Origin of the sequence: Pseudonocardia halophobica, assembly GCF_050948485.1 — a bacterium.
GTDB lineage: Bacteria > Actinomycetota > Actinomycetes > Mycobacteriales > Pseudonocardiaceae > Pseudonocardia > Pseudonocardia halophobica.
The window spans coordinates 645,825-664,358 of record NZ_CP192046.1 but is presented as its reverse complement, the minus strand read 5'-3'; the positions used below and the strand labels follow the sequence as shown (position 1 = coordinate 664,358).

The 18,534-nt window shown below is 71.5% G+C and carries 17 protein-coding genes and 1 rRNA gene; 6 read left to right on the top strand and 12 right to left on the bottom strand.

Annotated elements, in window-relative coordinates:
- Positions 1-159: 159 nt before the first annotated feature.
- From ACQP04_RS03230 to iolC, 8 genes are all read right to left on the bottom strand, one after another.
- Positions 160-1,676, bottom strand: a 16S ribosomal RNA gene (locus tag ACQP04_RS03230).
- Between the two features lie 1,144 nt (positions 1,677-2,820).
- A complete protein-coding gene (locus tag ACQP04_RS03225) occupies positions 2,821-3,279 on the bottom strand; it encodes a hypothetical protein (RefSeq protein WP_433505593.1) in 459 nt (152 codons plus the stop codon).
- 199 nt (positions 3,280-3,478) lie between these two features.
- Positions 3,479-3,943 carry a MarR family winged helix-turn-helix transcriptional regulator gene (locus tag ACQP04_RS03220; RefSeq protein WP_433505592.1) on the bottom strand — a complete coding sequence of 155 codons (465 nt, stop codon included), beginning with the start codon at positions 3,941-3,943 and terminating at the stop codon, positions 3,479-3,481.
- A gap of 183 nt (positions 3,944-4,126) precedes the next feature.
- Positions 4,127-5,620 (bottom strand): CoA-acylating methylmalonate-semialdehyde dehydrogenase, encoded by a 1,494-nt coding sequence (locus tag ACQP04_RS03215; RefSeq protein WP_433505591.1) that lies wholly within the window; start codon positions 5,618-5,620, stop codon positions 4,127-4,129.
- An 8-nt stretch (positions 5,621-5,628) separates the two neighbouring features.
- Positions 5,629-7,542 carry a 3D-(3,5/4)-trihydroxycyclohexane-1,2-dione acylhydrolase (decyclizing) gene (gene iolD, locus ACQP04_RS03210; protein ID WP_433505590.1) on the bottom strand — a complete coding sequence of 638 codons (1,914 nt, stop codon included), beginning with the start codon at positions 7,540-7,542 and terminating at the stop codon, positions 5,629-5,631.
- Entirely contained in the window at positions 7,542-8,402 is an 861-nt protein-coding gene (gene iolB / locus ACQP04_RS03205; RefSeq protein WP_433505589.1) for a 5-deoxy-glucuronate isomerase, read from the bottom strand. The genes iolD and iolB overlap by 1 nt, the downstream gene beginning before the upstream one ends.
- Positions 8,399-9,298 carry a class I fructose-bisphosphate aldolase gene (locus tag ACQP04_RS03200; protein ID WP_433505588.1) on the bottom strand — a complete coding sequence of 300 codons (900 nt, stop codon included), beginning with the start codon at positions 9,296-9,298 and terminating at the stop codon, positions 8,399-8,401. Before ACQP04_RS03200 ends, iolB begins: the two co-directional genes overlap by 4 nt.
- A complete protein-coding gene (gene iolC, locus ACQP04_RS03195) occupies positions 9,295-10,260 on the bottom strand; it encodes a 5-dehydro-2-deoxygluconokinase (protein WP_433505587.1) in 966 nt (321 codons plus the stop codon). Before iolC ends, ACQP04_RS03200 begins: the two co-directional genes overlap by 4 nt.
- A gap of 107 nt (positions 10,261-10,367) precedes the next feature.
- Here iolC and ACQP04_RS03190 point away from each other — a divergent pair, with 107 nt between their 5' ends.
- Positions 10,368-11,102 (top strand): GntR family transcriptional regulator, encoded by a 735-nt coding sequence (locus ACQP04_RS03190; protein WP_433505586.1) that lies wholly within the window; start codon positions 10,368-10,370, stop codon positions 11,100-11,102.
- A 34-nt stretch (positions 11,103-11,136) separates the two neighbouring features.
- On the opposite strand, the gene ACQP04_RS03185 is transcribed toward ACQP04_RS03190, so the two are convergent.
- Positions 11,137-12,123, bottom strand: coding sequence for an ABC transporter substrate-binding protein (locus ACQP04_RS03185; RefSeq protein ID WP_433505585.1), 987 nt, complete (start codon positions 12,121-12,123; stop codon positions 11,137-11,139).
- Positions 12,124-12,162: 39 nt separating this feature from the next.
- Complete coding sequence (locus ACQP04_RS03180; protein WP_433505584.1) at positions 12,163-12,600, bottom strand: Fur family transcriptional regulator; 438 nt, start codon at positions 12,598-12,600, stop codon at positions 12,163-12,165.
- 91 nt (positions 12,601-12,691) lie between these two features.
- Between ACQP04_RS03180 and ACQP04_RS03175 the strand changes: the two genes are divergently transcribed.
- The 3 genes from ACQP04_RS03175 (at position 12,692) to ACQP04_RS03165 (ending at position 15,885) form a co-directional block, all read left to right on the top strand.
- Positions 12,692-13,189, top strand: a complete 498-nt coding sequence (locus ACQP04_RS03175) for a Dps family protein (RefSeq protein WP_433505583.1) — start codon at positions 12,692-12,694, stop codon at positions 13,187-13,189.
- A 136-nt stretch (positions 13,190-13,325) separates the two neighbouring features.
- The gene (locus ACQP04_RS03170; RefSeq protein ID WP_433505582.1) at positions 13,326-14,228 is read left to right on the top strand and encodes a hypothetical protein; all 903 of its coding nucleotides are present in this window, start codon (positions 13,326-13,328) and stop codon (positions 14,226-14,228) included.
- Positions 14,229-14,322: 94 nt separating this feature from the next.
- On the top strand, positions 14,323-15,885 hold the full coding sequence (locus ACQP04_RS03165) for a hypothetical protein (protein WP_433505581.1): 1,563 nt from the start codon (positions 14,323-14,325) through the stop codon (positions 15,883-15,885).
- Here ACQP04_RS03165 and ACQP04_RS03160 read toward each other — a convergent pair.
- A complete protein-coding gene (locus ACQP04_RS03160) occupies positions 15,834-16,451 on the bottom strand; it encodes an AAA family ATPase (protein ID WP_433505580.1) in 618 nt (205 codons plus the stop codon). The genes ACQP04_RS03165 and ACQP04_RS03160 overlap by 52 nt on opposite strands.
- A gap of 45 nt (positions 16,452-16,496) precedes the next feature.
- Here ACQP04_RS03160 and ACQP04_RS03155 point away from each other — a divergent pair, with 45 nt between their 5' ends.
- On the top strand, positions 16,497-17,237 hold the full coding sequence (locus tag ACQP04_RS03155; protein WP_433505579.1) for a class I SAM-dependent methyltransferase: 741 nt from the start codon (positions 16,497-16,499) through the stop codon (positions 17,235-17,237).
- Between the two features lie 3 nt (positions 17,238-17,240).
- Here the strand turns inward: ACQP04_RS03155 and ACQP04_RS03150 are convergent, their stop codons facing one another.
- Positions 17,241-17,477: a hypothetical protein gene (locus ACQP04_RS03150; protein WP_433505578.1), complete on the bottom strand. Its 237-nt coding sequence runs from the start codon at positions 17,475-17,477 to the stop codon at positions 17,241-17,243.
- A gap of 202 nt (positions 17,478-17,679) precedes the next feature.
- Here ACQP04_RS03150 and ACQP04_RS03145 point away from each other — a divergent pair, with 202 nt between their 5' ends.
- Positions 17,680-18,525, top strand: a complete 846-nt coding sequence (locus ACQP04_RS03145; RefSeq protein ID WP_433505577.1) for an STAS domain-containing protein — start codon at positions 17,680-17,682, stop codon at positions 18,523-18,525.
- Positions 18,526-18,534: the final 9 nt, after the last annotated feature.

Genomic DNA, 18,534 nt, shown 5'->3' with positions numbered 1-18,534 from the left:
CTCAGGACCCAACAGCGTGCCGAACCGTAGAAACAAATACCGGAACCAGAACGATCGTGTTCCACCCAGCACCCCGAAACCGGGGTGATTCAGTGATAAGGAGGGACAGACACCCCAAGGGCACTGACCTCATCCCACCAACACGGTGAGACTCCTTAGAAAGGAGGTGATCCAGCCGCACCTTCCGGTACGGCTACCTTGTTACGACTTCGTCCCAATCGCCAGTCCCACCTTCGACGACTCCCTCCACAAGGGTTGGGCCGCCGGCTTCGGGTGTTACCAACTTTCGTGACGTGACGGGCGGTGTGTACAAGGCCCGGGAACGTATTCACCGCAGCGTTGCTGATCTGCGATTACTAGCGACTCCAACTTCATGGGGTCGAGTTGCAGACCCCAATCCGAACTGAGACCAGCTTTAAGAGATTCGCTCCACCTCACGGTCTCGCAGCCCTCTGTACTGGCCATTGTAGCATGTGTGAAGCCCTGGACATAAGGGGCATGATGATTTGACGTCATCCCCACCTTCCTCCGAGTTGACCCCGGCAGTCTCCCATGAGTCCCCGGCATTACCCGCTGGCAACATGGAACAAGGGTTGCGCTCGTTGCGGGACTTAACCCAACATCTCACGACACGAGCTGACGACAACCATGCACCACCTGCACACCAACCACAAGGGAAGCCCTATCTCTAGGGATGTCTGGTGCATGTCAAACCCAGGTAAGGTTCTTCGCGTTGCATCGAATTAATCCACATGCTCCGCCGCTTGTGCGGGCCCCCGTCAATTCCTTTGAGTTTTAGCCTTGCGGCCGTACTCCCCAGGCGGGGCGCTTAATGCGTTAGCTGCGGCACAGAGACCGTGGAATGGCCCCCACACCTAGCGCCCAACGTTTACGGCGTGGACTACCAGGGTATCTAATCCTGTTCGCTCCCCACGCTTTCGCTCCTCAGCGTCAGTATCGGCCCAGAGACCCGCCTTCGCCACCGGTGTTCCTCCTGATATCTGCGCATTTCACCGCTACACCAGGAATTCCAGTCTCCCCTGCCGAACTCCAGTGATGCCCGTATCGACCGCAAGCCCAGAGTTAAGCCCCAGGTTTTCACGGCCGACGCGACACACCGCCTACGAGCTCTTTACGCCCAATAATTCCGGACAACGCTCGCACCCTACGTGTTACCGCGGCTGCTGGCACGTAGTTGGCCGGTGCTTCTTATCCAGGTACCGTCACTCACGCTTCGTCCCTGGCGAAAGAGGTTTACAACCCGAAGGCCGTCATCCCCCACGCGGCGTCGCTGCGTCAGGCTTCCGCCCATTGCGCAATATTCCCCACTGCTGCCTCCCGTAGGAGTCTGGGCCGTGTCTCAGTCCCAGTGTGGCCGGTCGCCCTCTCAGGCCGGCTACCCGTCGTCGCCTTGGTAGGCCATCACCCCACCAACAAGCTGATAGGCCGCGGGCCCATCCCCAGCCGAAAAACTTTCCACCCACTCCCATGCAGGAGAAGGTCCTATCCGGTATTAGACCCGGTTTCCCAGGCTTATCCCAGAGCTGAGGGCAGGTCACCCACGTGTTACTCACCCGTTCGCCGCTCGTGTACCCCGAAGGGCCTTACCGCTCGACTTGCATGTGTTAAGCACGCCGCCAGCGTTCGTCCTGAGCCAGGATCAAACTCTCCAACAAAAACTGGCTCCAACTGGCGGGCCCACTCCCGACGGGGTCAGGAACATGAGCCCAAAAATGAACTGGCACAAACCGCCAGTCCCGATATTACTAGCTCGACACACTGTTGAGTTCTCAAAAGACACCCGCACACCATGGCTCACCCGACGGCGAACTTCCGGGGCTTTCCCCACCGTACACCCACTCGAATCCACGAGGATCCAGGGGGTCCGGCTCGGGGGGGCGGCCAGCGGGCCTGTTGACCGAACCCCATGGGCTCGTTCTGTCCGGCGTCTCGCTGACGACGAGAAAGTTACGCCCTGCCGACAGCGAGGGTCAAACCGGGGTCCCCCAGCCCGAAACCGGATCATCGCTGCAGGTCAGGGACCTGCACCCGACGCCGCTCGCCACGTTGACCGCAGATTTCGTGCTTCATGACGCCGGTCACACCTTGTCGTCGAGGGTCGTTCCGACAGCGACCGAGGAGCGCCGAAACCGGTGCTGACCTGCGAAGACGAGCCCTTGTAGGCGCTCACGGTGCGCAACTCCCCGTCCGTCGGCCCGAGTTGCGCCCCGCGAGCGAGCTCTGGCCCTCGTCCGGCGACCGGGGACGGGCTCGTCCCCCAGGAGATCCCCACCCGCTCCCGGCGGACGGGGGCGCCGGGCGGCTCGGGTGCTCCCCACGCGTGCGCACGAGGGCGCGCGAGGTGGCCGGCGCCGGGAACTCACCCAGGAGCCGGCTGCCGCACCTCCCGGGCCTTCTCGATCATTTGCTTCCGGACGCACCTACTCCGACCGGGGCCGCGGATATCGAGCGCCGCCCGTGATCGAACCGCGATCACCACCCGGAAAGTCGGGAGTCCACACCTACGACCGCTCGATCGAATTCGGGGAAACGCGATCCGTGGACACGTCGTCGCAGGCAGCGACCGACGGACCACCCGTTCGTGCGTGCAACTCCTCCCGCTCCGCCGCGTTGGACCGGATGAGCGTCTCCCACCGGACGCGCCGCGAACGCGGGGGCGAGCAATTCCGCGGCGGCCGGTGGGAGACGCTCTTTCCGTTCACCGGGAATTCAGCTCCACGCGGCGCAGCACGAGCCACCCTCGTATGCCGCGAGGGACGCGGCCTCGACGACGCCGCCACCCGCAGACCCGTGAGCACGTCAGACCCCCGTCGTCGAGCCGGGGCGCACGATCATCAGGACGACGACGACCGCCCAGAGCAGCGCGAACACCCCGGACGTCATCGACAGCCGCCGCGCGGCCACCGGTGCGCGAGTCTCGCTTTCTCCCTCGAGTGCGGCCACCACCTCGGCCTGCGCCGGGAGGATCCGTAGCCCCAGGAGCGCTGCGGACGCCGCCGTGAGGACGAGGGAGGCGATCAGCCAGGCGTCGCCGAGCACACCCAGCGCCACCGCGGTCCCCAGTCCGAAGACCGGCACCGCGATCGCGAGGAGCGCGTAGACCCGGCTGATGCGGTGGAGGAGCGTCACCGGGGCGGCCGGCCCCTCGCCCGCGAGGGCCGCGCGGGCGTACCGCGGGAACATCGATGTGGCCACGGTCACCGGTCCGACGAACACGATGGCGCCGAGGACGTGGATCGAGAGCAGGACGGCCGTCACATCCGACTCCTTCCTCCGGCACGAGAAGGCCGGGTTCGAGTTACAGAGAGACTGAAACCTTGATCCCGGTGCACCCCTCCGGGAGGCACGATCGGGACTCCATCCGCTTCAGCTCGGCTGAAACCGCCGCCGCGGGCCGGCCCCCTTCACCGGAACACGACGCCATCCTCTTCCAGCCGGGCTGAAACTAGCAGCCCGATCAGCGAGTGTCCTCCCCCAGCCGCCCGAGCATCCCCACGAGGGTGCGGGCCAGGAGAGCGCGCTCGGGCCGGGGGACGGAGGCGAGCATCACCCGTTCGACCTCGGCGACGGCCTTCTCCGCCCGGGTCAGCAGCCGGCGCCCGTCCGGTGTGACGTGCAGCTCGGCCACCCGGCCCCGCCCCGGCTCCGTGCGGCGCTCCACCGCGCCGCGCTCCTCGAGCTGGCGCAGCGTCGCCTGCATGCTCTGGGCCGTCACGCCCGCACGGCGTCCGAGCTCGCTGTAGGAGAGCCCCGGTCGTCGGGCCAGGTGTCCGAGGGCCGACAGGTGCCGCATCGTGAGCTGCTCGGCCCGCAGCGCCGTGTCGATCTCCTCGCGCACCCGCCGGCCGAGGGTGGCGAGCAGCACGGCGACGGCGCCCGGCCCGGCCGGCGGTCCGGCAGGGGGCGGTGCGGGGCTCGACACGGCGTCATCATGCCTGCCCGGACGCCCGGTCCCGGCCGGGACGCCCCCGGGAACGCCGCCGGCCCCGCACCACGGAACGGGTGCGGGGCCGGTCGTCGCGGAGGTCACCCGCCGGGCCGGGGATCGGTCGGCCCGGCGGGGAGCCCCTGCGGGTCCCGGACGGTGCCGGGACGTGGGAGCGGATCAGGCGTTCTGGGGGAAGCCCAGGTTGATGCCGCCGTGCGACGGGTCGAGCCAGCGGGTGGTCACGACCTTGCCGCGGGTGAAGAAGTGGAAACCCTCGGTGCCGTGGGCGTGGGTGTCGCCGAACAGCGAGTTCTTCCAGCCCCCGAAGGAGTAGTAGGCCATCGGGACCGGCACCGGCACGTTGATGCCGATCATCCCGACCTCGACCTCGTTCTGGAACTTGCGCGCCGCACCACCGTCGTTGGTGAAGATCGCGGTCCCGTTCCCGTACGGGTTCGAGTTGATCAGCTCCACGGCCTCCTCATAGGTGTCCACCCGGACCACCGAGAGCACCGGGCCGAAGATCTCGTCGGTGTAGATCGACATGTCGGTCTTCACGTTGTCGAACAGCGTCGGGGCCACGAAGAACCCGGCCCCGTCGGCGTCGAACGAACCCTGCCGGCCGTCGACCACCAGCGTCGCCCCGGCGGCCTCACCCGCGTCGATGTAACCCGACACCCGCTCCTGCGCCACCCTCGTGACCAGCGGGCCCATGTCGCAGCCCCGGGTGCCGTCCCCGGTGCGCAGCGCGACCGCACGCTCCTTGATCTTGCCGACCAGCTCGTCGGCGATGTTCCCCACCGCGACCAGCGCCGAGATCGCCATGCACCGCTCCCCCGCCGAGCCGAACCCGGCGTTGATCGCCTGGTCCGCCGCCAGGTCCAGGTCCGCGTCGGGCAGCACCACCATGTGGTTCTTCGCCCCACCCAGCGCCTGCACCCGCTTGCCGTGCGCCGTACCGGTCTCGTAGACGTAGCGGGCGATCGGGGTCGACCCCACAAAGCTGATCGACTTCACGTCCGGGCTGGTCAGCAGCGCGTCGACCGCGGTCTTGTCACCGTTGAGCACGTTGAACACGCCGTCGGGCAGCCCCGCCTCGCGCCACAACTCGGCCATCCACAAAGCGGCGGTGGGCACCTTCTCCGACGGCTTGAGCACCACCGTGTTGCCCGCGGCGATCGCGACCGGGAAGAACCACATCGGCACCATCGCCGGGAAGTTGAACGGCGAGATGATCCCCACCACGCCCAGCGGCTGGCGGATCGAGGCCACGTCCACGTTCGTCGAGGCGTTCTCCGTGGCCGAGCCCTTCAGCAGGTGCGGCGCGCCACAGGCGAACTCCACGACCTCCTGGCCACGCGCCACCTCACCCGCGGCGTCGGAGAGCACCTTGCCGTGCTCGGAGGTGATGATCGCCGCCAGCTCGCCCGCCCGCTCGTCGAGCAGCTCACGGAACGTGAACAGGATCCGGGTCCGCTTGGCCAGCGACGTGTCGCGCCAGGCCGGGAACGCCGCCTTCGCCGCGGCGATGACCTCCGCCGCCTCCTCCTCCGACGCCAACGGCAGGGACGCGGTCACCTCACCGGTCGCGGGGTTCGTCACGTCCGAGAACCGGCCGGACTTGCCATCGACCTTCTGGCCGTTGGCCCAGTGGTACAGCGTGTTCGTCATTTCTCTCCTCAGGAACTGGGCCGCAGGAACGACTTCTGGGTCGCCTTGTGCTCGTCGTAGACCTTGCGCGCGGACTGCGTCGACTCGAGCTCCGAGACCGCGCTGACCGGGACGTCCCACCAGGACTCCGAGTCCGGAGCGCCGATCAGCGGATCGGTCTCCACGTAGATCACCGTGCTGTCCGTGGCCTTCTTCGCCTCGGCGATGGCCGCCGCGAAGTCCTCCGGGGTCTTCGTGCGGATCACCCGCAGGCCGAAGCTCTCCGCGTTCGTCGCCAGGTCCAGCGGGAGGACCCCGCCGTCGAGCCGGCCCGTCTCGGCGTTGCGGTAGCGGTACTTCGTGCCGAAGCGCTGCGAGCCGAGGGACTCGGACAGCGAGCCGATGGACGCGAAGCCGTGGTTCTGCACCAGGACGGTGATGACCTTGATGCCCTCCTGCACGGCCGTGGCGAGCTCCGTGGCCATCATCAGGTAGGACCCGTCGCCGACCATGACGAAGACGTCCCGGTCGGGGCAGGCCAGCCGGACGCCGAGGCCACCCGCGACCTCGTAGCCCATGCAGGAGTAGCCGTACTCCACGTGGTAGCCCTTGGCGTCCCGCGTCTGCCAGAGCTTGTGCAGGTCACCGGGCATCGAGCCGGCGGCGCACACCACGACGTCGCGCGGGTCGGACAGCTCGTTGACCATCCCGATGACCTCGTTCTGGGTCAGCAGGCCGCCCGCCCCGTTGCTCGGGATCTCGGGCTCGTAGACGGACCTGACCGTCTCCGTCCACACGCGGTCGAGCTCGGCGTACTCGGCCTTGTACGCCTCGGCGACCGTGTAGCCGTCGAGCAGCGGGAGAAGGGCCTCGAGGGTCTCCCGCGCGTCGGCGAGGACCGAGGCACCGGAGTGCTTGACGACGTCGATCGGCGCCACGTTGATGTTGACGAACCGGACGTCCGGGTTCTGGAACGCCGTGCGGCTGGCCGTGGTGAAGTCCTCGTACCGGGTGCCGATGCCGATCACCACGTCGGCGTCCTTCGCAATGGCGTTGGCCGCGGTGGTGCCGGTGGAGCCGATGGCGCCCAGGCACTGCGGGTGGTCGAACACCAGCGTGCCCTTGCCCGCCTGGGTCTGGCCCACCGGGATCCCGGTGGCCTCGCAGAGCGCGGCGAGCGCCGCGTTCGCGCCCGAGTAGTGGATGCCGCCACCGGCGACGATCAGCGGCTTCTTCGCGCTCTTGATGATGTCCGCGGCGCGGGCGACGCGGGCCTTCTCCGGGAGCGGCCGCGCGACGTGCCAGACCCGCTTCGCGAACAGGTCGGCGTCCCAGTCGTGCTCCTGCGCCTGCACGTCCTGCGGGAAGCAGACGGTCACGGCGCCGGTCTCGGCCGGGTCGGTGAGCACCCGCATCGCGGACAGCAGGGCCGCGGGCAGCTGCTCGGGGCGCCAGACCCGGTCGAAGTACTTCGACACCGGGCGGAAGACGTCGTTGACCGTGACGTCGCCCGCGTAGGGGAGCTCGAGCTCCTGCAGCAGCGGGGACGCCGCACGGTCCGCGAAGGTGTCCGCGGGCAGCAGCAGCGCCGGGATGCGGTTGATCGTGGCGAGCGCTGCGCCCGTGACCATGTTGGTGGCGCCGGGGCCGACGCTCGACGAGACGGCCCAGGTCTGCAGCCGGTCCTTCATCCGCGCGTAGGCGACGGCGGTGTGCACCATGGCCTGCTCGTTGCGGCCGAGCACGTAGGGCAGCGCGTCGGGCTCCTGCAGCTCGGCCTGCAGCAGCGCCTGGCCGAGGCCCGCGACGTTGCCGTGGCCGAAGATGCCGAAGCAGCCGGCGAAGAGCTTCTGCTCGACGCCGTCGCGCTCGCTGTACTGCGCGGCGAGGAACTTCACCGTGGCCTGCGCGACGGTGAGCCGAACCGTGGACGACGCTGCCATCACTGGCCTCCGAGGCGGGAGTCGATCGCCTGGTCGGCCCACGTGTCGCGGATCCAGGCCTGGTCGGGGTGATCGGTGATGAGCCAGGCGCGCTCCTCGCCGGGGCCGGCCATCACGTTCAGGTAGTACATGTCGTGGCCGGGCGCCGCGGCGCACGGACCGTGCCAGCCCCACGGGATGAGCACGGTGTCGCGGTCGTGGACCTCGACCATGATGTCGATCTCGTGGCCCGGCGAGCTGCTCGTGCGGTGGAAGCCGAGGCCGGGCTGGCCGGCGGGGCCGGGCGCGATCTCGAAGTAGTAGATCTCCTCGAGCTGTGACTCGTGCGGGCCCGCCTCGTCGTGCTTGTGCGCGGGGTAGCTCGACCAGTTGCCGCCGGGGGTGACGACCTCGCAGGCGATGATCGAGCCGGCCTCGAAGGAGCCGACGGTGCCGAAGTTGCGCACCTGGCGGCTCGCCTGGCCGGCGCCGCGCAGCTCGACCGGCACCTCGGCCCTGGGGCCGTAGCGGAAGGGCAGCTCCTGCTCGCACTGCGCGCCGCACAGCGCGAACCGGCCGCCGGCCTCCGACGCGATCGTGACGGTGGAGCGGATCGGCAGGTAGGAGATGTCCGTCGGGCCCTCGAAGACGTTCGCGCGGCCCTGCAGCGTGTGGGTCTCCGACCCGAGGGTGACGGTCGCGGAGCCGTTGAGCGGCACCACGAACATCTCCTCGGTGCCGGTCTCGACGGTCCGCTCGGCGCCGGGCGCGAGGGAGACGATCCGCAGGCTGGAGTGCTCCCAGCCCGCGGACTTCGGGGTCACCTCGAGCTCGTAGCCGTCGGCGGCACCGGTGCCGGCGGGGATGTACAGCTCGCTCATGCGGCGACGACCTCCTGCGGGCGGACGAGGGAGACGGCGGTGTCGACGGCGCTCGCGACGTCGCCGTCCTCGGGGTAGAGCAGCGCGCGGCCGACGATCAGGCCGCGCACGGACGGGAGCTCCAGCGCGGCCTTCCAGGAGGCGTAGGTCTCCTCGGGGGCGCCGGTCGGGTCGCCGCCCAGCAGCAGCGTCGGCAGGGTCGTGGCCTCCATGACCCGCTCCATGCCGTCGACCACCGGCAGCTTCATCCAGGTGTAGGCGCTGGAGGCGCCCAGGCCCTGGGCGATGTGCACGGACTTGATCACGGCCTCGGTGGAGAGGTCGTTGATGATGCGGCCGTCGACCCGGCGGGACATGAACGGCTCGACCATCGCGACGACGCCGGCCCGGTTGGCCTCGGTGACCACCTGCGCGCAGGTCTCCAGCGTGGAGACGGTCGCGTGGTCGTCGAGGTCGATGCGGGTCAGCATCTTGATCGCCTCGAAACCCGCCTCCGCGGTCCCCGCGACGTCGTAGCCGGTGAGCCGGTCGTCCATCTCGAACACGGAGCCCTGCAGGCCGCCGCGGTTCATCGAGGAGACGACGACCTTGCCCTCCAGGGCGCCGAGCAGCAGCAGGTCCTCGAGGATGTCCGCGGTGCCGAGCACGCCGTCCACGCCGGGGCGGGACAGCGCCGTGACCAGGCGGTCCAGCAGCTCGGGGCGGCTCGCCATCGCGTCCGCCCGGCCGCGCGCCGACAGGGCGCCGCGGGCGGGGTGGTCGGCGGCGACGATCATCAGCCGGCCGTCGGAGGGGACGAGCGGGCGGCGCCGGCGCGCGGCCAGGAGCTCGGTGATCCGCTGCGGCTCGTAGAACCGGATGTCCCGGAGCTCGTCGTGGTCCTTGGCGAAACTCACGCGCTCACCTTCTCGTTGGGGTCGCCGCCGGCGAGGAGGACGTCGATCTCCCCGGCGGTGGGCATCGCGGTGGAGCACTCCAGGCGGGACGCGACGATCGCGCCCGCGGCGTTGGCCCGGCTGAGCACCTTCTCCAGCGGCCAGCCGGCCAGCAGGCCGTGGGCCAGCGAGCCGCCGAAGCTGTCGCCCGCGCCGAGGCCGTTGTAGGGGGTGATCGGGATGGGCGGGGAGACGACGCGCGCGGTGCGGCTCTTCGCCAGCACGCCCTTGGGGCCCTGCTTGACGACGGCCAGCTCCACCCCCGCGTCGAGCAGCGCGTCGGCCGCCTTCTCCGGGTCGGTCTCGCCGATCGCGACCTCGCACTCCTCGCGGTTGCCGACGGCCACGGTGACCTGGCCGAGGATCTTCTGGATCTGCTCGGTGGCCGCGGCCGGGGTTTCCCAGAACATGGGGCGGTAGTCGAGGTCGAGCACCGTGGGACGGCCGTCGCGCGCGGCGAGCACCTCGTGGTGGGCGCCGCGGCTCGGCTCCTCGGACAGCCCGGTCACGGAGAGCCACAGCAGCTCCGCCGCGCGGACGGCGTCGAGGTCGATGTCCGCGGCCGTGACCTGCAGATCCGGGGCCTTCGGCTTGCGGTAGAAGTACAGCGGGAAGTCGTCCGGCGGGAAGATCTCGCAGAACGTGACCGGCGTCGGGTACTCGTGGTTGGTCACGACGTGCGCGTCGCTCACCCCGAGCCGGCGCAGCTCCTGCCGGACGTAGCGGCCGAACGGGTCGTCGCCGACCCCGGTGATGATGGCGGCCCGCCGGCTGAGCCGCGCGGCGGCGACGGCGACGTTGGCGGTGGTGCCGCCCAGGAACTTGCCGAAGGACTCGACGTCCTCCAGGCCCACCCCGACCTGCAGGGGATAGATGTCCACCCCGGCGCGCCCGAAGGTCAACACCTCTGCTGGTTCGCTCATCAGTCCTCTTCGACGTCTCGTTACGCGCTGTCCGACGGGTTCGAAGCTACGTGCCCGTCGGTACTTTGTCTATACATAGTTACGTACTCACTTGTAGCCTCGCTCGCATGGAGGACACCCCCGTCGCGTTCGAGGTCGAGCTGGACCGCACCAGCCCGGTCCCGCTCTACCACCAGCTCGCGCTGGCCATCGAGCGCGCGATCGAGACCGGGGTCCTCAAGCCCGGCGACCGCCTCGAGAACGAGGTGGCGCTGACCGCGCGGCTCGGCCTGGCCCGGCCGACGGCGCGGCAGGCGATCCAGGAGCTGGTGACCCGCGGGATGCTGGTGCGGAAGCGGGGCGTCGGCACGCAGGTCGTGCAGCCGCACGTGCGCCGCGAGGTGCGGCTGACCAGCCTGTTCGACGACCTCGCGGCCGAAGGGCGGGTGCCCGGGACCGAGCTGCTGTCGCTGGACGAGTGCGGCGCCGAGGAGGTGCCGGAGCCGCCCGGGCTGCCGGCCCGCCTCACCCGGATCCGGCGGCTGCGCAGCGCCGACGGGGTGCGGCTGGCGATCCTCACCAACTATCTGCCCGCGCACTTCACCGTCGCCGGCCCGGACCTGGAGCGCACCGGGCTCTACGCGCTACTGCGGGCGCAGGGGGCGAGCTTCCGGATCGCGCACCAGAGCATCGGGGCGCGGCTGATGACCGAGGCGGAGGCGACGCTGCTCGGCGAGGAGGAGCCGGCGGCGTGCGTGACGGTCCGCCGCTCGGTCTACGACGACACCGGCGCCTTCGTGGAGACGGGCACGCACGTCTACCGCGCCTCCCAGTACACGGTGCGCACGTCGTTGGTGGTGTAGCGGGGCCCAATTCCCGCGGCGGGCGGCGGGCCGGTCAGGCCCGGGTCGCGAGGGCGGTGGAGAGCTGCGGGACCAGGTGGTCGAGGGCGTAGGGGACCGAGAGGACGCTGTTGTAGGTCATCGCGCCCCGGGTGTCGGTGTCCGGGACGATCATGCGCCCGTCCGCGACGACCGGGACCTGTTGCAGCACTGCGTCGGCGTCGACGGCGGAGCGGGCGGCCGGCTGGTCGGCCAGCATCACGAGGACGTCGCCGTCGAGGATCCCGGCCTGCTCCGGCGCCACCTCGACGAAGAACCGCTCGCCCGTGTCGAGCACCGCGACGCCCTGCGGGAGTGTGAAGCCGAGGCCAGCCATCACCTGGCCGCGGGCGTCGCCCGGGGTGTAGGCGCCGTACTTGCCGTCGTAGGGCAGCACGACGGTGCCGGTCTTGCCGCGGAAGCCGGGGTTGGCGGCGACGGCGGCGGTGTAGGCGTCGTCCGCCTTGCGGATCAGTTCCTCGCCGTGGGCGGACTTCCCGAGCGCCTGCGCGATCACGCGGGTGGCGTCGCTGCGCGGGACGGCGTAGGCTGCGGTGCCCTCGGGCCGGGCGATGGTCGGCGCGATGGCCGAGAGCTTCTCGTAGACGGACCGGTCGAAGCCCGCGTTGATCCCGATGATCAGATCCGGCCGCAGCCCCGCGATCTGCTCGAGGTTCGGCTGCGAGTCGCTCTCGAGGAGGACCGGCTGCTCACCGCTGACCAGCGGGCGCGCCCACGGGCCGAGCCCGCCGGTGGACTTGTAGAAGGCGTAGCCGGTGAGCGCGACGGGTGTGGTGCCGAGCGCCAGCGCCGCGTCGGCGTCCGTGACCCCCAGCGTGACGACACGGGTGGGCGGAGCCGGGATCGTCGTGGTGCCGAAGAGGTGGGTGATGGTGACCGGCTCGGCCGACGGGGCGGGCGCCGCGGGCTCGGCCGAGGAGCAGGCCGTGAGCAGCAGTCCGACGAGCAGGACGAACGGGACGATCAGGCGGCAAGGCGACACACGAGGACATTAGGCCAGCCTCACCTTCCAGCGGAAGCCTCAGCGCGCGGCGCACTCCGCGCAGCGACCCCAGAACACGAGCTCGGCCTCGTCGATCTCGAAGCCCTCCTGGGGCCCCGCCTCCAGGCACGGTGCGGAACCGACGGTGCACGGCACGTCCCGGACCCGGCCGCACACGCGACAGACCAGGTGGTGGTGGTTGTCGCCGTGCTGCAGCTCGAACCGCGTGGCCGAGCCGGCGGGCTCGATGCTGCGCACCAGCCCGACCCGGCGCAGGTCCTCGAGCACGTTGTAGAGGCCCTGCCGGGACAGCTCGGACACCGCCGACGGCCCGGCGGCCGCCCCCGCGTGCGCCACGACCTCCGCCACCTCGACGGCCGTGGAGTGCGGCCGGTCGGCGAGGGCGTGCAGCACCGCGCGCCGGTGCGGCGTGCTGCGCAGCCCCTTCCCCCGGAGCAGGGCGGTGAGGTCATCCATACAGGTGAGGCTACCCCAATACTTTGGATGCGGTCACTAACTTGACCAGCATCACAACTTGACACGGTCCAAAGTAGGGTACAAAGGAATCATGACCGCCACGAACACCACCACCAGCGCCCCCACCGCCTTCCGCCCCTTCACCGCCTCGCCCGAGCTCGAGGCGAACCTGCAGAAGGTGCTCGTCGACCTGGTCGCCCTGCACCTCGAGGGCAAGCAGTTCCACTGGAACGTGGTCGGGTCGAACTTCCGCGACCTCCACCTGCAGCTCGACGAGATCGTCGAGGTCGCGCGGGAGCACAGCGACACCGTCGCCGAGCGGATGCGCGCGCTCTACGCGGTGCCGGACGGCAGCCCGCGGACCGTCGCCGAGACGACCTCGCTGCCCCGTCAGCTGACCGGCGAGCAGGACACCACCGCCGCCGTCAACGCGATGAGCGAGCTCCTCTACCGCACCGCGGCCACCGCCCGCCAGGTGCACGACGCCGTCGACGCCGAGGACCCCTCGACCGCCGACCTGCTGCACGCGGTGATCGTCGACCTGGAGAAGCAGGCCTGGATGCTCAGCTCGGAGAACCGGCGCGCCTGAGCGACCCGGGCGCGACGGGCGGCTGCGGCCGGATCCCTCCGGGGGTCCGGCCGCGTCCCGTTCTCGGGGTCGTCCGTAACGTCCGGATCGGCCGGAGCGTGATCTCCACGGAGAGGTCTGCACGGGGGTGGTCGACGTGGTGTTCGGACGGCGCAGGCGCGCGGCGGCGGTGGAGATCCGCACGGACCGGGAGGTGTACCGGCCCGGCGACACGGTCCGGGCGCGGGTGCGGCTCACGCCGGGCACCGACCTGCCCGATCCCGAGATCGTCGTCGCGCTGCTGCACGCCGACAGCGTCAGCGAGAGCGGCAGCAGCTGGACCGACTCCTGGGCGGTCGACGGCCGGTACGTCTTCGAGGGCCGCTCCCTGCGCGCCGGGGAGGCCGTCGAGGTCGTGGTGGACCTCCGGGTCCCCGACCGCAGCGTGCCCTTCCCCGAGATCGACGACGACCCGCTCGTCGACGACCCCGACGACTACCGCTACGAGATCCTCCGCTCCGAGGTCTGGGGCGCCCCGACCAGCACCGGCAAGGCGCTGCGCTCGGAGTGGTTCGTGCAGGTGATCGCGCCCGGCACGGACGAGCGCCTCGCGATCACCGTCCTCGCCGTCGGCGGACCGGTCGACGCCGTGACCGAGCCCCGCGGCGACACGGGCCGGCTGGCCCGCATCGTCCTCGACGGCCTGCCGCAGCGTTCGGTCCCCGCCGGCGCCACCCTGACCGGACGGCTGCGCGTCGATGCCCGCACCGAGCTCGACGCCCGGGCCCTGCGCGTGGACCTGCTGCTGGTCGAGACCCGGGCCGACCGGGTGCTCACCGCCGAGCGCAGGGCGGGTGTCACGGTGTCGGGGCCGGTGAAGCTCAGCCCTGGCGCCCCCCGCGACCTGCCGTTCTCGCTGACGCTGCCGGCGGACCTCACGCCGTCGATCACCACCGAGTCGTGGGCGGTCAGCTGGGTCCTGCACGGTGTGGTCGACCTGCCCCTGCGTGAGGACGCCGTCGGCAAGCAGGTGATCGCGGTGCACGACCCGCGTGCCTGACCGCACGATCGGGTACTGCTCCCGGCGTCGGAGAAACGGCGGCCCGCCCGGCGTCGATCTTCCCCGTGGACGGCGCACGTGAGGGAGTTCGGCAGTGCAGGTACGCAACGGGCCGGGGGCCCTCGGCGCGCAGCAGGGGACGGAGGCCCGGGTACCCGCACCGAGGGAGCCCGCGACCGGACCCGTCCGCGTCCGCCGCTCGTCCCTCGTGACCGAGATCGCCGTCGCGGCGATGGCCCTCGTCCTGCTCTCCCTGACGGTCGTCACCTACCCCTTCCGCGGTGACCACGCGATCTTCGCCCTGATCGGCCGGCAGGTCCTGCACGGCGAGACGCTGTACACCGACCTGTGGGACGTCAAGCAGCCCGGCGTCTTCCTCTGGTACGGCCTGGCCGACGCGCTCGGGCTCGGCGAGACCGGCGCCCGGCTGCTCGACGTGCTCGCCGCCGTCGCGTTCGGGGCCTGCGTGTGGGTGCTGCTGCGCCGTCGGACCACCACACCGTGGGTGCGCCGCTGGCTTCCCGTGCTGGCCACCGGCGTCCTGCTGGCCTCCGCGGGCCCCGGCGACTTCGGTCAGCTCGAGATGCTCTGCCTGCTCCCCGCGGTGGGCGCCTTCGCGTTGGTCGCGGCGGACCCTGCGGAGACACCGGGCCGGCGGCGGATCGTGGGCGCCGCGCTGTGCGTCGGCGTGGTCGGGGTGTTCAAGCTGCCGCTCGCCGCCGTCACCGGCCTGGCGCTGCTCGTGTTCCTCGTGCTGCGACTGCGTGGGCGTGCCCGGGTCGTCGCCGTGCCGATGGTCGTCGTCGTGGCCCTGGTCCCGGTGCTGCTGGTGCTCGCCTGGCTGGCCACCCGCGGCGCGGGCGGTGCGGCCCTGCGGGTCTGGCTGGTCGACGCCGTGGACATGGGGGCCGCCCACGGCTCCCGCTCCCCCGCCCGGCTGCTCGAGGGTCTCGGCCGGTACCTCCTCTGGACCGCGTCCGTCGTGCTGCTCGTGGGGTGGCGGCTCGCGACCACGGTGCGCCGCCGGGATCCGCTCGACCTCGCGATGGTCGCCTTCGCGGTGCTCCACGCCGCGTCCGTCGCGGCGCAGTTCGGCTGGTGGTACCAGTGGTACTTCCTGTCCGCGCCGCTGGTCGTGCTGGCCCTGCGCGGGCTCGACGACCACGCGTCGCGGCTCGCCCGCGGCCCACGGCGGGGCCGGGTGGTCGTGCTGCTGGCCGTGGCCTGCCTGCCGATGCTCGCGCACGTCGCGAGCTGGACCGTTCCGGCCGTGCTCGACGGCGGCGGTGTCACCGCGGCGAGCCGGGCGCGGATCGACGAGCGGGTGGCGGGCTACGACACGATCCGCGCGGAGATCGCGGCCGCCGGCCTCCGGCCCGACGACAGCCTCTTCGTCCTCGGCGACCCGCTCTACCACCTGCTGTCCGGCAAGCCGCTGGTCGTGCGCACCAACGGCTGGGACTACGACCTCCTGGCCGACCGGCAGTGGCGGGAGCTGGCCGGGGAGGTCGCGGCCGTGCGGCCGACCGTCGTGCTGGTCGACGACCAGGCCGCGGGCTGGCTCACCGAGCGCGGCCCGGACCTGCGGGCGGCGCTGGCGCGGGACTACGCGCCGGTCCGGTCCGGCCCCGAGGGCACCTGGTACCGGCTGCGCTGACCCACGAGCGCCGCGACCTGCGCGGCGACGGGCGCGGCCCCGAGCCTGTTGTCGATCTCGTGGTGCGGGGCGGGCGGCGGCTCGTCCGGGCGCATCCGGGCCACGAAGGCGTCGAAGTCCGCGAGCTTGCCCGTGTCCCGCGGCGACCCGCGCCGCTCCAGGCGCTCCCGCAGGGTCGCGCGGTCCGAGCGCACCCAGACCAGCCGCACGTCGTCGCCGCCGAGCTCGGCCACCCACCGGCGCCAGCGGTCCGGGTCGCGGATCTGCCCGGTGAAGGGGCCGGACAGCAGAACGGGGCAGCCGTGCCCGCGGATCTCCCGGGCGGTGGCGGTGAGCCCGGCGTACTCGTGGACCTTGATCGCCGAGTCGTACCAGGGTCCCTCGCGCTCGCCCGGCGGCCGGCCCGCGGCGGCCAGGGTCGCGGCCACGAAGCCCCCGTAGAGCGTGTCCTTGTCCAGCAGCGCCGGGACGGGGTCGAGGGCGGCGAGCAGGGCCTCGGCGACCGTCGTCTTGCCCGCGCCGGGCGCCCCGGCGACCACCCAGACCGTCGCGGCCGTCGTGCCCATGGGTCCACCGTGCACGATCGCCGCCGGTCGGGCCAGGATCTTCCCGTGCCCCGCGACCCGATCGGCCCGGCCACCGTGCCCGGCGCCTTCGACGACCACGCCGCCTCGTACGACCGGCTCGTCGGCCGTAACCCCGGCTACCACGAGCACCTGCGACTCTCCGCCCGCCGGCTCACCGGATGGTCGGCTCCGCAAGCTCCGCCTCGGCGCGCCACCGGGCCGCGGCTGCTGGACCTGGGCTGCGGGACGGGGGCGTCGACGGCGGCACTGCTCGCCGCCACGCCGGACGCCGAGATCGTGGCCGTCGACGGCTCGGCGGAGATGATCGCCGAGGCCCGGCGCAAGGACTGGCCGGACCGGGTGACCTTCGTGCACTCCCGGCTGGAGGACCTGCCCGCGACCGGGATCACCGGGCCGTTCGACGGCATCCTGGCCGCCTACCTCGTGCGCAACCTGCCCGACCGGGACGCCGGCCTGCGGACGATGCACGACCTGCTCGCGCCGGGCGCCCCGATCGCCGTGCACGAGTACTCGGTGCGGGACAGCCTGCGCGCGCGGGCGATCTGGACGGCCGTCTCCTGGGGGATCATCATCCCGATGGGGCGCCGGGTCACGGGCTCGGCCGACCTCTACCGCTACCTCTGGCGCAGCGTCCTGGACTTCGACGGCGCCGGGCGGCTCGCCGCGCGGATGCGCGAGGCCGGGTTCGCGGACGTCCGCGTGGAGCCGGTGACCGGCTGGCAGCGCGGCATCGTGCATTCCTTCACGGGGCGGCGCCCGGCCTGACGGTCACGCCCGGTCCCGAAGCGCCTCCCCGCCCTCGGCGTGCGACGCGCAGTGGGCGCAGCAGAAGAACTTGCCCCCGGCCTGCACCCCGTGCCCGATGATCGTGCAGCCGCAGTGCTCGCAGACGGGCGCCATCCGGTGGATCGCGCACTCGAAGCTGTCGAACACGTGCACCGCGCCCTGGGCGTGCACCTCGAAGGCCATGTCGTAGTCGTTGCCGCAGACCTCGCACTCGGCCATCGCCCTGCTCCTCTCCTCGACGGAGTCCCCCGGCTACCCGCCCGGGCCCGGCCGAAGCACACCTGTCGGCGTCGCGCAGAGCGACCGGCCTGCGGCGGACGGCGACGACGGTTCACCCGCGTGCCCGCGACCCCGCCGCGCCGGATCCCGCACCTCACCCTTGTGGTTAGGTGCAGCCGGAAGACGGTCACTGGAGGTGGCGATGACGCAGGCGGACGGCGGGCGCGTGCGGGCCCTGCTGCGCAGCGGCGACAAGGTGCTGCGGCGCTGGGTCGAGGCGGCGGAGGAGCCGCTGCGCGGCCGGCTGACGACCGGCGAGCTCGGGAGGACCTGCTCGGACCTGCTGTCCGTGCTGGTCGAGGCCACCGACGGGGGGCTCGACGTCCGGACGGATGCCTACGCCGGCGCCCGCGGGTTCCTCACCGAGCTCTCCCGGGACTGGGCGCGCCGCGGCTTCAGCCCGACCGAGACGGCCTCGGCGGTGTTCGCGCTGAAGGACGCCCTGTTCGCGGCGGCGGACGAGGACGGCGACAGCGGCGGCGACCTCGCCACGGTCCTGGATGCCTCGCGCTGGGTCGACGCGCTGGGCCTGGTGACCTTCGAGAGCTTCGCCCGCGCCCGCGAGCAGGTGATCAGCGAGCAGGCCGAGCAGCTGCTGGAGCTCACCACGCCGGTGGTGAAGCTGTGGGAGGGCGTGGTCGCCGTCCCGCTGATCGGCACGCTGGACTCCGCGCGCACCCAGATCGTGATGGAGAAGCTGCTGCAGACCCTGGTCGACACCGGCTCCGAGCACGCGATCATCGACATCACCGGCGTGCCCGCGGTCGACACCGAGGTGGCGCAGCACCTGCTCAAGACGGTCGTGGCCGCCCGGCTCATGGGCGCGGAGTGCACGATCTCGGGCATCCGGCCGCAGATCGCGCAGACGATCGTGACGCTCGGCATCGAGTTCGGCGACATCACCACCAAGTCCACGCTGGCCGACGCGCTGCTGCACGCCATGCGCGGCACGGGCGTCGAGGTCGTCCGCCGGGCCGGGAGCCGCTGACCGTGGAAC

Bases quoted from the DNA above. Each gene is read 5' to 3' on its own strand.
- ACQP04_RS03215 (WP_433505591.1), bottom strand. From the start codon at position 5,620: ATGACGAACACGCTGTACCACTGGGCCAACGGCCAGAAGGTCGATGGC.
- iolD (WP_433505590.1), bottom strand. From the start codon at position 7,542: ATGGCAGCGTCGTCCACGGTTCGGCTCACCGTCGCGCAGGCCACGGTG.
- iolB (WP_433505589.1), bottom strand. From the start codon at position 8,402: ATGAGCGAGCTGTACATCCCCGCCGGCACCGGTGCCGCCGACGGCTAC.
- iolC (WP_433505587.1), bottom strand. From the start codon at position 10,260: ATGAGCGAACCAGCAGAGGTGTTGACCTTCGGGCGCGCCGGGGTGGAC.
- ACQP04_RS03190 (WP_433505586.1), top strand. From the start codon at position 10,368: ATGGAGGACACCCCCGTCGCGTTCGAGGTCGAGCTGGACCGCACCAGC.
- ACQP04_RS03180 (WP_433505584.1), bottom strand. From the start codon at position 12,600: ATGGATGACCTCACCGCCCTGCTCCGGGGGAAGGGGCTGCGCAGCACG.
- ACQP04_RS03175 (WP_433505583.1), top strand. From the start codon at position 12,692: ATGACCGCCACGAACACCACCACCAGCGCCCCCACCGCCTTCCGCCCC.
- ACQP04_RS03160 (WP_433505580.1), bottom strand. From the start codon at position 16,451: ATGGGCACGACGGCCGCGACGGTCTGGGTGGTCGCCGGGGCGCCCGGC.
- ACQP04_RS03150 (WP_433505578.1), bottom strand. From the start codon at position 17,477: ATGGCCGAGTGCGAGGTCTGCGGCAACGACTACGACATGGCCTTCGAG.
- ACQP04_RS03145 (WP_433505577.1), top strand. From the start codon at position 17,680: ATGACGCAGGCGGACGGCGGGCGCGTGCGGGCCCTGCTGCGCAGCGGC.